The following is a 12,031-nucleotide window of genomic DNA, read 5'->3' on the forward strand; positions in this document are numbered from 1 at the left end:
GGCCATCCCCACCGGTGGGGATGGCCCGCACAGCGGGGGGCTGGCCGTTCAGGCCGGAGGATCAGCCCTTGTAGCCGGTGCGCCAGCCGCCCTGGTAGGACTCACGGGCCACGGCGGAGAACGGAACCGGGGAGACCGTGGCGGAGACCTCGGTCTGGACGTGCGGCTCGACGGTGGTCTTCCGGGTGCCGCCGTCCGGCTCGCCCCAGACGACCTTCAGCTCGGCGCCCTCGGGGACGTCCGGGTTGATGGTGGCCAGGGAGAGGGCGCGCTTCTCATTGGCGGAGTAGCCGGTGAACATGGACACGCCGACCACGTTGCCGTCGGCGTCCACCACGGCGTCGTAGTTCGAGGAGCCGTAGTTGGCCAGCGGCAGGTCGAAGTACTTGAAGGGGGTGCCCTCCGTGTCGTACAGCGAGGACTGGATGCGCTTGATGTCCTCGGGGTCCCAGGCGAGGGTGACCTTCTTGCGCTGGGCGGCCGGGTCGATCTTCTCGAGGGCCTCACGGCCGATGAAGTCGTGATCGAACTTCACGAAGTTGCCATAGCCCAGCTCCCACGGGTTGAGGTAGTAGTCCTCAATGTTGTCCGAGACGAAGGAACCGGCCACGGCGTTGTTGGCCTCGTAGGAATCGGCGCCCAGCCACTGGCGGTACTCGGCCATCATGCCGTCGCCGGTGTAGATCGCCGGCAGCGGGGACGGGATCCAGCCGGACTCCAGGGTGTTGGACGGGTAGGCGCGGGAGCCCACGGGCAGCATGCCGAACTCGGCGCCGGCGGTCACGATGGCGTCGCGGATGCGATCGTAGTCGGCGTAGGGGCCCCAGATCTCCAGGCCCGGGGCGCCGGACATGCCGTGGCGCAGGGTGCGGACCTGGGTGCCGTCGATGTTCATCCAGGACATGTTGAAGAAGCCCAGCTGCTCCAGCTTCTCGCCGTGCAGCTTCTCGATGATCTCCCAGGCGCGCGGGCCCTGGATCTGGAAGCGGTAGTACTCGCGGTGCACCGGCTTGCCCATGGGGCGGGACGGGGAGCGGCGGTCCTCGACGATCTCGAGGTTCTTGTAGTCACCGCGCTGGGCCTGGAAGAGCATCCAGTTGGTGACGGGGGCGCGGCCCACGTACACGTACTCCTCCTCTTCCTGGCGGAACAGGATGCCGTCACCGATGACGTGGCCGGCGGGGGTGGTGGGCACGTACTGCTTGGCCTTGTTCACGGGGAACTTGGCCACGGAGTTGATGGCGGTGTCCGAGATCAGCTTGATCGCGTCCGGGCCGCGCAGGATCAGGTTGTCCATATGGTGCGACTGGTCGAACAGCACGGCCGACTCACGCCAGGCGCGCTGCTCCGAGCGCCAGTTGGAGAACTCCGGGGCGACGACGGGGTAGATGTAGGCGCCGATCTGGGAGTTGCGCAGGTGGTCAACCACGTTGCCGGACGCGTCCAGCACGTCCTGCAGGGACTTGGTGTTTGCAACGGTTTCGGTCATCGAAACGGTCCTTTCTGGGTTTACTGCCGGGGCGACCGCGCGGACGGGGGTGATCCGCACCACACGAGGTTCACCCCAAACCATATACCTATGACGATAGGTATGTCGATACCTTTCTCGCGCCCACCTCCCCGCATTCTTTGCCCTACCCGCCCCGGGCGCAACACCGGCGCCCGGGCTACGCTCGGACCATGAGCGAAGAACCGACCGACCGCACCGCCGCCCTGCCCACGATCGGCTTGGACGGCCCCATCGATCCGGCCACGGACGGCGTCAGCTTCCACACGCGCAAGTGGGTCAAGCCCGAGGACCTCAACGCCAACGGCACCCTCTTCGGCGGCTCACTCCTGCGCTGGATCGACGAGCAGGCCGCGATCTACGCCATCATCCAGCTCGGCAACCACCGCAGCGTCACCAAGCTGATCTCCGAGATCAACTTCGTCTCCTCCGCCGAGCAGGGCGACATGATCGAGATGGGCCTGAAGGCCACGCGCTTCGGCAGCACCTCCCTGACCATGCGCGCCGAGGTCCGCAACATGATCACCCGCCAGGTCATCCTCACCATCGAGAAGATCGTCTTCGTCTCCCTCGGCCCGGACGGCAAACCCGTCCCGCACGGCTACACGGACATCACCTACCACCGGGACCGCCTACCGGTGCAGAACCGCGGTTGACCCGGCACCACACCCCCGTGCCCGACGCCGGCCCTCGCCTCCCCGACCTGGCCCGCCGGGCCGGTGGCAGAGAATCACAAGCGACTTGATATCCTCGAAAGGGTGACTGAGATCGAACGAGACCCGCGCGGTGCCCCGGCCACGGACCGGCTGAACTACACCGCCTATCGGCTGAGCCGCGCGCTGGACCGGTTCACCGAGAACCTGGCCCTGGCCCACGGGGTCACGCTGTCACAGTTCCTGATCCTCCAGGTCCTGGGCGAGGGGCTGCCCCTCTCCAACGCCCAGCTGGGACGGCGGACCTTCGTCAGCGCACAGGCGGCCCACCTGGTGGCCAACGAATTGATCGACCTCGGCCTCGTGGATCGCGGCAACCACCCGACGAACCGGCGGGTGCGCCTGGTCCAGCTGACCGAGAGCGGCTGGGACCTGGTGCAACGCTGCGCGCAGGAGCTCCAGCGTCACGAGCGGCGGCTCACCGCTGCCGTGGGCGAGGACCTCGGCAACTCGATCGTCGACGTCCTGGACCATGCGGCCCGCGAGCTCGCCGGCGGGTACTTCGGCGATGACGAGGCCGAGGTGGCCGCGATCTCCCGGCGCCAGATCACCAGCCGGCCCCGGCACGTCCCCTCCCGCCTGGCCGCCAACCGCCTGCGCTCCGCCGGCAAGGACGCTCAGACCGGCCCTGCCGCGGACTAGTCCCGTTCCGCCGGTGCCGTCCGGACCAGCACCAGCACGGTGCAGGCCAACGCGCTCGCGGCGGCCACCGCCAGGGACACCCGCCCGGAGCTGGCGTCGATCAGCCAGCCCATGAGCAGGGCGCCGAACGGCACCATTCCGTAGCTGCCGAGGGTCATCCAGGACATCATGCGCCCGATGAACCGGGGGTCCACGGACTCCTGAGCCGCGGCGTTGACGATTCCCTGGTAGTAGCCGATGCCCAGTCCCAGCAGCGGGGCGGCCCACAGGAAGAGCACCAGCGTGGGGGCGGCCGCGTTCAGCGCCAGCACCACCCCGAACACCGCCGTGGCCGGGACCATCGCCCGGACAGAGACGGCCCGCTGCCGGGCCGCCAGGATTCCTCCCAGCACGGCACCCACGGCATTGAGCGTGTGCACGGCGCCGACCGCACTGGCGTCCCCGCCATAGCTCAGATCCACCGTGGAGGTCAGCACCAGCCCGAAGTTCATGGCCAGCAGGGACACCACCACATTCACCACCAGCAGGGTGTTCACGTCCCGGCCGCGCTGGAACGGGACCCGGCCGCGCTGGGGATCGCCGTCGTCGTGCCGCCCCCGCTGGTGCAGCTTGGCCGGGCGGATCATCCACCGGGAGCCGAAGACCACGAGGTAGGCGCCGGCGTTGATGAGGATGCACAGTGCCGCGCCGAGGCCCTGGAAGGCGAGCCCTGCGAGTGCCGGGCCGACGGAGCGGGCGGCCGCCAGGGCGATGGTGCTGATCGAGGCCGCACTGGACAGGCCCCCGGGGCCCACGAGTTCGAAGATGATCGCCTGCGCGGCGACGCGTTCGAAGGCCTGGACGGACCCGAGCACGCCGACCAACCCGTAGATCAGCCACAGGTTCGGGTCCTCGGTCACCACCAGCGCCAGGGCGGCGGTGACCACGGCGGAGAGCAGCGAGGTCACCAGCAACACGGTCCGCGGGGCCACCCGGTCCACGAGCCGCCCGGCGGCCAGGCCCAGCACGAAGATGGGCAGGAACTGCGCGATCGTGATGCCGCTCAGGGCCTGGGCGCTGCCCGTGGCGTTGAGGACGACCAGCTGCAGGGCCAGGTTCTGGAACCAGACGCCCGTGTTGGAGATGGCCTGGCCGACGAAGTACAGGGAGAAGTTCCGCTGCCGGAACGGGCCGGGTTCCCCTGGCTCAGACACGGTGCCGGATGAACTCGGCTATCCGCTCGGGGATCCGGGCGGCCGAACTCGACCGCTGATCCGCGTTGTTGGCCCGGATCTCCAGCACCGGGATCCCCTCGGCCTCCAGGGCCTCGGTGATGAATCCGCTGCCCGGGGTGTCGTCGGCCACCAGGTGCACCACGCCGTCCACGCCGTGGGTCAGGGCCTCCTTCACGTACCACTGGGAGGACCACGGGGGGACGTAGAGCTGGTCGGTGATCCCCACGAACCGGGCGGCGAGCGCCCGCACGGGGTCGTCGCCGTACCGGACGTAGCCGTCCGCGGCGATCGCGAGGTACATCGACCACACGAACACCGCCCCGAACTCCTCCTGGAACCGGGTGTAGAGACCCAGGTCTGACCACAGTCCGCGGCCGACCCACATCAGCCGCTTCCGCTCCCCCGGGCACACGGCGACCCGCTGCTCCACGCGCTCGGCCGTCTCCTCATAGAGACTCCGCGCCGCGTCCACCGCCCACCGGGTGCCGCGCTGCCACTGCGGCGCCATCACGGCGGGCATGGTGTCATTGACCAGCACCGGGGTGGGCCGGGTGGTGGCGATCAGGTCCCGGGTGCGCCGGTTCCACTCGGCCTGCTCGTTGCCCAGGGCCATGATCTCTGCCAGCCGGTCGTAGTCCAGGGTCCGCCCGGTCCGCTCCTCGAGCCAGGCGATCAGGTCCTGGATCTCGCCCTGGAGCAGGTCCAGCCGCTCCGTGCCGAAGGCCTGCTCCCACTGGTGCGGCACCAGCTCCCACCACCGGTCCGGCACCGGGTCCGCACCCGTGCGGGACAGCAGGAACGTCTCGGTCCCCGGCCGGTTGCCCCACTGCTCGAAGATCTTGGCCGTGACGTCCCCGCTGCGCTCGGCCACCGCGAATCGGGGGGCCGGCAGTCCGCCCCACGGCCGGTCCTCGTCCGGCAGGTCCTGTTCCCCCAACGGCATGGCGTCGTACTGGAGACTGAAGTCCGGCAGCCCGGCCGCGGCCAGCCGCTCCATCGAGGCCGGCCCGGCCTGCTTGGCGGCGATGATCGAGGACCACCACTGCGTCACCACATAGGGGATGTCCAGGGCGCGGAAGATCTCGTGCGGGGCATCGGCGTTGACCAGGGCGATCGGCTCACCGGCGGCCGCGCGGCGGCGCACCGTCTGGAACCACTCCTTCTGATGGCGGGTGGCGGCCACGGCCGAGCGGAGCCGCTCCCCCGCCAGGGCCTGAGGTGTTCGCGGCTGGGCCGATGTTTGCGGCTGGGCTGGTGTTCGTGGCTGGGTCACAGCACGTCCTTCCTGGTCACGTCCCGGCTCAGCGTGCTGATGATCCCGGCGGTGGCGTCCTGGACCCCCGCTGCGGGCACCCGGAGTCGCTCGGCCAGCCAGAGGCCCCGGCTGGCCAGGGCCGGGCGGTACTCCGCCAGGTCCCAGACGGGGCCGTCGTCCAGGTCCCGCGCCAGCGCCACCACTCCGGCGGCTCCGCAGCGTTCCACCTCCGCCAGCAGGCGGCTGGCCCGTTCGGAGGACAGGGAGCGGGCCGCCGCCGGGGGCCGGACGGCGTGCCGGTCGGCCAGCAGGGCGCAGGCCTCCTCCAGCGTGGCGGTGGTGGCGACAGTGACGGCGTCCCCGATCCAGGCGGCGTCGCCGGTGTCATGGTCCTCACCCACCACCACGGTCCCGGCCGCCTCGAGCTCCGCGTACACAGTGGGATCCGGATGCGAGCTGCCGGTCAGGTACACCGGCATTCCCGCACAGGCCGGCTCCGCGGACTCGTCCCGCTGCACCGGCCCGTCCGCGCTCCGGACCAGGTCCGTGATCCGCTCCAGGGCATCCTCGGGAGACAGCTGGGCCGCGGCGCGGTAGGCCGTCAGCGCCGTGGTTCCGGAGAGATCCCGGCCCCGACGCCGGCCCCGCACCTCCTCGAGCGCCGCACCCAGCGCTTCTTCACGCGCCGCGGCCTCGGCCAGCGACGTCGCATCGGCCTGCTGGCCGGTGACCCCGGAGACGAAGGCCGCCAACGAGGTGTACTGGTGGGACACAAAACGCCTCCGGTGGGCGCCGCCGCCGCGGGGTGCATCCAGGAGGTGGACCGGGAACGGCACCCGGCCGCGCTCGGCCAGGATGCGCAGGACGTAGTAGACGCGCAGGCCCGCCATGGAGTCGTTGCACACCACCAGCCCAGCCAGCTGGTCATGGGCGCCGGAGAGGATCTCGTCCAGGACCCGGGCCGCCACGGCGTCGGCAGCCCCGAGCAATTCGGTGGCCTCCTGGGAGACCGCGCCGGTCCAGGAGCCGAGAATCCGCTTCGGGACGGCCCCACAGGCCAGGACGATCTGCCGCGGCACGTCCGCCCCGACCACGCCGATCCGAGTGGTGCTCACAGCACTCCCGCGGCGCGCAGACCCTCGATCCGGCCGGCGTCGTAGCCGATGGCCCCCAGGATCGCGTCGGTGTGCTCACCCAGGTGGGGTGCCGGCACGTCCAGGGTGGTCTGGCTGGCGGAGAAGACCATGGGCAGACCGGAGCCGTAGAGCCCCTCGAAGTGCCCGAACTTCGGGTGGACGAGCGGGACCACCTCACCGCGCTGGACCACCTGCGGGTCCCTCACGGCTTCCGCGGTCGAGCGCACCGGGGCGGCCGGTGCTCCCTCACGGTTCAGGGCCTGCAGCACCTCGTCCAGGGGCTTCTCGGCGGCCCAGCCGGCGATCAGTCCGTGCAGGCGGTCGGCATTGGCCACGCGGGCGTCCCGGGTGGCGAAGTCCTCGGCGTCCAGCAGGTCCGGGCGGTCGATGGCGCGGAGCACCCCGGAGGCGAACTGGTCCGTGGGGGCGCAGATCGCGAAGTAGCCGTCTTCAGCACGGAACGTCCCGAACGGGGCCAGCCGGGGCACATAGGCGCCGGTGCGCAGCGGGAAGCCCACCGATTCGAGGGCGTCGAAGGGCTCGCAGGCCACCATGGAGGTCAGCGCCCCCAGCATGGAGACGTCCACGTGCTGGCCCTCGCCGGTGTGCTCGGCCTGCAGCACGGCGGCGAGGGTGCCGATCACCGCGAAGAGCGGTGCGGACAGGTCCCCGATCGGCAGGCCGAAGCGCACTGGGGGCTGGCCCGGCTCCCCGGCGGTCATCATTACGCCGCTGAGGGCCTGGACGATCGTGTCCATGGCCTTGCGGTTCCCGTTGCCCGGGCCTGCCCCGAAGCCGCTGATGGAGGTGTAGACCAGCTTCTCGTTCAGGTGGCGCACGGAGGTGTAGTCGATCCCGAGGCGCTTGGTCACCCCGGCGCTGTAGTTCTCCACCAGGATGTCCGCCTCGCCGATGAGGTCGAAGAGCACCTGGCGGCTCTCGGGGTGCTTCAGGTTCAGCGTGATCGACTCCTTGCCCCGGCCGCGCAGCATCATCGAGACGGACATGTCATCGTCCGAGGTCCGGCGCAGGCTCAGCCCGTCCTCGGTGACGTAGGGAGAGTTGTTGCGGGAGGAGTCCCCACCGCGGTCGGGGTTCTCCACCTTGATCACCCGGGCGCCGAGGCCGGCCAGCAGCAGGGTGGCATAGGGGCCCGCCAGTGCGGTGGTCAGGTCGATGACGGTCTTGCCCTTGAGCGGTGCGGTCACGGTGTTCATCGGGGATGGTCCTCCAGTTGTACGGTCAGTCGGTCTCCGCTCCAGGCCAGGACGGTGTCCAGGCCGGCTTCGCGGGTGATCTCTTGCAGGTAGTGGCCCACGGCCTCGCCGCCACTGGCACGGGTCACCGGGACCGGCCGGGCGTCATCGTCGATCCAGCACGGGATGACCTCCGCGCCGACCCGGCCCTCCGCCTCCAGGGTGATGACGGCGATCGCCGTGTTCCGGCTCTCGGGGTGGAAGGGGTACTCCGGCATGGCCGGGTCCGGTGCGAACCCAAACAGCCGGACCCGCTCCCGGGCCCAGGCCCTGCGCTCGGGAGAGTCCCCGGGCTTGCCGCCCAGGGCACGCGTCACGGTGGCGAGGTTGCCGAGGCCGTGGAAGATGGGCCGGCCTCGGTAGGCCTCGATGCCTTTGAGGATGTGGGCGTGGTGGGCGATCACGGCCACGGCCCCGGCGTCGATCGCCGCATGGGCGATCTCGTACTGGTACTGCGCGATGTCCACGGGCTGGTGGACCAGCCCCTGGTGCAGGGCGACGATCACATCCGCGCCCTCCGCCGCCTGGGCGGCCACCCGGTCCGCGAAGGCCGCCAGGGACCGCGGCTCGGCGAACGTGTAGGTCCGCGGCGGACCACCGGGGTTGGCGCCCCGGGGCTCGTAGTGCGTGACGACCTCGATCCAGGCGCAGCCGGCCTTGCTGCTCCCCGCCCAGGACTCCCGGGGCCCCACGCAATTGACGCTGAGCACCGCGACCTTCCCGCCCTGATGCCCGACGACGGCCGGCTGCCAGGCCTCCTCCAGGTCACCGCCGGCGCCGGTGGTCCCCATGCCCCGGTCCCGGCAGTGCCGGCGGGTGTCCTCGATCCCCTCACCACCGAAGTCGTAGACGTGGTTCCCGGCCAGGGTGAGGACGTCGAAGCCCGCACCGGCCACCGCATCCAGCGCGGACGGGGGCGCGGGCAGGGCGGGCACGTCCGAGGACATCGTGGCGGTGGCCTCGGTGTGCGGCACCTCGAGCTGGCCGATGACCACATCGGCCTCCGCCAGGACCGGCGCCACGGCGGCCAGGAGTGAGGTGGCATCCTCGCGTTCCAAGACGAGGTCCCCGGTGGCCATGATGGTGGTCGTCGGTGCCATGCCCGCCGTCATCCCTGCCGCTCGTCGTTGGCCCGCATCGAGCGGGCCAGGAAGGAGCGCAGCCGGTCCGTCTCCGGGGCGCGGAAGAACTCGTCCGCGGGACGGTCCTCGATGACCTTGCCCTCGGCCATGAACACACAGCGGTCCGCGACCTCGCGGGCGAACTCCATCTCGTGGGTGACCACGACCATGGTCCGGCCGGTGGCGGCCAGGGCCTTCATGGTCTGCAGCACCTCGTCGATGAGCTCCGGATCCAGGGCGCTGGTCGGCTCGTCGAACAGCAGCACCCGTGGCTCCACGGCCACGGCCCGGGCGATGGCCACACGCTGCTGCTGGCCGCCCGAGAGTTGCCGCGGGTACGCGTCCTCCTTGTCCGAGAGGCCCACCTTGGCCAGCAGGTCCCGCGCCGCGGCCTTGGCCTGGGCGGACGGGATCCCGTGGACCGCGATGGGGGCCTCGGTGACGTTGCGCAGCACAGTCCAGTGCGGAAAGAGATTGAACTGCTGGAACACCATGCTCATCCGGCGGCGCTGGGCGCGGACCCCGGCATCGGTCAGCGGGCGCAGGGTGCGGCCCTGCTCGAAGCCCAGCAGGTCTCCGTCCAGGTACATGGCGCCGCCGTCGATCGTCTCCAGCTGGTCGATGCATCGCACCAGGGTGGACTTGCCGGAGCCGGAGGGCCCGAGGATGGCCACCACCTCCCCCTCGTGGACGGTCAGGTCGATGCCGTCCAGGGCCGTGTGGTCCCCGAACTGCTTGCGCAGGCCCACCACCTCGAGCACCGGGGTGGCGAGGGCCGCTCCTGCCGCACCGCGCGCGGTGCCGGTCTGGGATCCGTTCATCACTGGTTCTCCTTGGTCCGGTTGTCGATCGCGGTACCGGCCTGGCCGGCGTCGGGCACCAGCTGGGAAGTGGCACCGGCTGCTGTCCGGCCGGCGGTCTTGGGCGCCGTGCGCGTGGCCCCGCGGCTGTAATAGGCCTCGATTTTGCCCTGGATGACCGTGAGGATGGTGACCGCGATGAGGTACCAGATCACGGCCACGATGAGCATGGGCACCACGTCATAGGTGCGGTTGTAGATGACCTGCACCGCGTGCAGGAGATCGCCCATCGCGATGACGCTGACGAGGGAGGTGCCCTTGAGGGTCGCGATGACCTGGGATCCGGTCGGCGGGATGATGACCCGCATGGCCTGCGGCAGCACGATCCGGGTGAAGGAGTGCCACCGGCTGAAGCCCATGGCCGCCGAGGCGTCATGCTGGCCTTGGTCCACCGAGAGGATGCCCGCCCGGATGATCTCCGCCATATAGGCCGCCTCGTGGAGGGACAGGCCGATGATGGCCGCGGTCAACGGCGTGATGAGGTCGTTCGTGGACCAGCTGAAGAGTTCCGGCCCGAACGGCACGCCCACGGAGATCCGCGGCAGGAGGTAGGCGAGGTTGAACCAGAAGATCAGCTGGACCAGCGGCGGGACCCCGCGGAAGAAGCCCACGAAGGCCCTGCACGCCATCCGCGCGGGCCAGTAGTCGCTGAGCTGGCCGGCCGCCAGCACCACGCCGAGGGAGGTGCCCAGCACCATGGCGACCGCCGTCAGCAGGATGCTGGTGAGCAGGCCGAGCAGCACGCTGGGATTGAAGAGGTACTCGGCGACGATCGGCCATTCGAACCGTTCGTTGGTGACCAGGAAGGACAGGATGCCGAAGGCCACGAGGACCAGCACCACGGTGCCCAGGATCCGCAGGGGCCTGATCCGGGGGCGGGCGTCGGACACATCGACGGCGTCGGTTCGCACGGAAGGTGCGGAGGGTGACATGCGGGTCTCCGAGAGGGTCATGCGCCGGACTCGCCGGCGGTCATCGGGTTGAGGGTCGGGGCGTCGACCATGGTGTCGTCCAGCCCCCATTCGGACATGATCCGGTCATACTCGCCGTTCTCGAAGATGCCCTCGAAGGCGGCGAGCATGGGCTCTGCGAGTTCGTTGTCCTGGGGCATGAACATGGCGAGCTGGTCCACTCCGGCGCCCTGCTCGTCCGACTGCACGATGAATTCGAAGGTCCCCTCGTCCTGCGCCTGCAGGTCCAGGGCGGCGGTCTGCGTGGTGCCGGCGTAGTCCGCGCGGTCCGACTGGATGGCCAGGATGGTGGAGTTGGTGTCCTCCAGGCCGATGAACTCGGGGGCCGCCAGGCCCTGCTCCGAGCACCACTCGGTGTAGCGCTCCAGCTGACTCTCGGTCACCGAGCCGGTCACGCCGGCCACACGGGCGCCGCAGACGGCCTCCGGGGAGCCGAGCTCGTCTTGGCGATCGGCCAGGTACAGGTAGGAGGTCCGGGTGGTCATCCAGACCACCGCGTCGAAGTCCTCCTCGCGCTCTGCGGTGGTGCGGACCGGCCCGTTGAAGGCGTCATAGCGGCCGGAGAGCATGCCGGTCAGCATGGCGTCCAGGCCGGACGAGGTCTGGATGGAGAAGGGCACGCCCAGCTGCTCGGCGAGGGCGGCCTGGATGTCCGGGTCGATGCCGGTGATCTCCCCGCTCTCCTGCAGGGTGCGGTACGGCGGGTGGGTGTCCCCGGCGATGGTGATGACCCCGGCGGACTTGATGGCCTCCGGCAGCTGGTCATAGACGGGGGCTTCCGTGTTGACCTCACCGGCGGTGGGCGCGGATTCCCCGCCGGATTCGCCGCCGGCGTCAGGCGAGGAACAGGAGGCGAGGGCGAGCACGGTCAGACCAGCGAGGGCTGCGGTGCCGAGACGGCTGTACTTCATGGCGATCTCCCAAGTAAGTGAGGTGCATCACGGGCGGAATGTGTGACGAGAATATCATGTCGCTTGATATTCGTCAGCCCCTTGGCGGCAGACTGGCGCGGACGCCAGTCCTGACGCGCATGAAGGCGGCATAACTCAACGATGTGGATCCTCAACCAAATGCTCCGGCGGTGATGAACTCGTGCGCCGTGGCGCCGGGAGACCGATGATGGAAGCAGTCGAAAGGAGACGTCATGAGCGATCCGAAGGCTGGCCCCGGGGCCAGCACCGCCCCGTCCACCGCCACCGCCGAGGCCACGAGCGCCCACTCCGAGGTGGCCGATCAGCTCATGGCGGAAGCCACGAAGGCCCAGGCCCGGCACGAGCACGATGATGCCCGCGCGGACGACTGGGGACAGGCCTCGTTCCCCGCGTCCGATCCGCCGCAGAACTACTGAGACGGCGC

Annotated in this window: 12 protein-coding genes; 3 read left to right on the top strand and 9 right to left on the bottom strand. The window is 70.2% G+C overall.

The genetic code is table 11. From position 1 onward, the window contains the following. Positions 1 to 61: 61 nt before the first annotated feature. A complete protein-coding gene (locus RUH65_RS13475) occupies positions 62 to 1,489 on the bottom strand; it encodes an aminomethyl transferase family protein (RefSeq protein ID WP_313818079.1) in 1,428 nt (475 codons plus the stop codon). Positions 1,490 to 1,680: 191 nt separating this feature from the next. On the opposite strand from RUH65_RS13475, the gene RUH65_RS13480 reads away from it, so the two are divergent. Beyond that, complete coding sequence (locus tag RUH65_RS13480) at positions 1,681 to 2,163, top strand: hotdog domain-containing protein (RefSeq protein ID WP_313818081.1); 483 nt, start codon at positions 1,681 to 1,683, stop codon at positions 2,161 to 2,163. Between the two features lie 102 nt (positions 2,164 to 2,265). Next, positions 2,266 to 2,862, top strand: a complete 597-nt coding sequence (locus RUH65_RS13485; protein WP_313818082.1) for a MarR family transcriptional regulator — start codon at positions 2,266 to 2,268, stop codon at positions 2,860 to 2,862. Here the strand turns inward: RUH65_RS13485 and RUH65_RS13490 are convergent. From RUH65_RS13490 to RUH65_RS13525, 8 genes are read right to left on the bottom strand one after another with little or no spacing between them, the layout of a single operon-like run. Then, positions 2,859 to 4,055 (bottom strand): MFS transporter, encoded by a 1,197-nt coding sequence (locus RUH65_RS13490; RefSeq protein ID WP_313818083.1) that lies wholly within the window; start codon positions 4,053 to 4,055, stop codon positions 2,859 to 2,861. The two genes, RUH65_RS13485 and RUH65_RS13490, sit on opposite strands and share 4 nt — an antisense overlap. Further along, positions 4,048 to 5,349 carry a 2-hydroxyacyl-CoA dehydratase family protein gene (locus RUH65_RS13495; protein WP_313818084.1) on the bottom strand — a complete coding sequence of 434 codons (1,302 nt, stop codon included), beginning with the start codon at positions 5,347 to 5,349 and terminating at the stop codon, positions 4,048 to 4,050. The genes RUH65_RS13490 and RUH65_RS13495 overlap by 8 nt, the downstream gene beginning before the upstream one ends. Continuing rightward, positions 5,346 to 6,446 carry a 2-hydroxyacyl-CoA dehydratase family protein gene (locus RUH65_RS13500; protein WP_313818085.1) on the bottom strand — a complete coding sequence of 367 codons (1,101 nt, stop codon included), beginning with the start codon at positions 6,444 to 6,446 and terminating at the stop codon, positions 5,346 to 5,348. The genes RUH65_RS13495 and RUH65_RS13500 overlap by 4 nt, the downstream gene beginning before the upstream one ends. Beyond that, a complete protein-coding gene (locus RUH65_RS13505) occupies positions 6,443 to 7,684 on the bottom strand; it encodes a CoA transferase (RefSeq protein ID WP_313818086.1) in 1,242 nt (413 codons plus the stop codon). Before RUH65_RS13505 ends, RUH65_RS13500 begins: the two co-directional genes overlap by 4 nt. Continuing rightward, entirely contained in the window at positions 7,681 to 8,823 is a 1,143-nt protein-coding gene (locus tag RUH65_RS13510; RefSeq protein WP_313818088.1) for a CapA family protein, read from the bottom strand. The genes RUH65_RS13505 and RUH65_RS13510 overlap by 4 nt, the downstream gene beginning before the upstream one ends. 8 nt (positions 8,824 to 8,831) lie before the next feature. After that, positions 8,832 to 9,665 carry an amino acid ABC transporter ATP-binding protein gene (locus tag RUH65_RS13515; RefSeq protein ID WP_313818089.1) on the bottom strand — a complete coding sequence of 278 codons (834 nt, stop codon included), beginning with the start codon at positions 9,663 to 9,665 and terminating at the stop codon, positions 8,832 to 8,834. Next, the gene (locus RUH65_RS13520; RefSeq protein WP_313818090.1) at positions 9,665 to 10,657 is read right to left on the bottom strand and encodes an amino acid ABC transporter permease; all 993 of its coding nucleotides are present in this window, start codon (positions 10,655 to 10,657) and stop codon (positions 9,665 to 9,667) included. The genes RUH65_RS13515 and RUH65_RS13520 overlap by 1 nt, the downstream gene beginning before the upstream one ends. Further along, positions 10,654 to 11,586: a transporter substrate-binding domain-containing protein gene (locus RUH65_RS13525; RefSeq protein ID WP_313818091.1), complete on the bottom strand. Its 933-nt coding sequence runs from the start codon at positions 11,584 to 11,586 to the stop codon at positions 10,654 to 10,656. Before RUH65_RS13525 ends, RUH65_RS13520 begins: the two co-directional genes overlap by 4 nt. A 233-nt stretch (positions 11,587 to 11,819) precedes the next feature. Between RUH65_RS13525 and RUH65_RS13530 the strand changes: the two genes are divergently transcribed. Further along, positions 11,820 to 12,023 carry a hypothetical protein gene (locus tag RUH65_RS13530; RefSeq protein WP_313818092.1) on the top strand — a complete coding sequence of 68 codons (204 nt, stop codon included), beginning with the start codon at positions 11,820 to 11,822 and terminating at the stop codon, positions 12,021 to 12,023. Positions 12,024 to 12,031 lie beyond the last annotated feature (8 nt).

The sequence above is a fragment of the Citricoccus sp. genome, from assembly GCF_032154715.1.
GTDB lineage: Bacteria > Actinomycetota > Actinomycetes > Actinomycetales > Micrococcaceae > Citricoccus.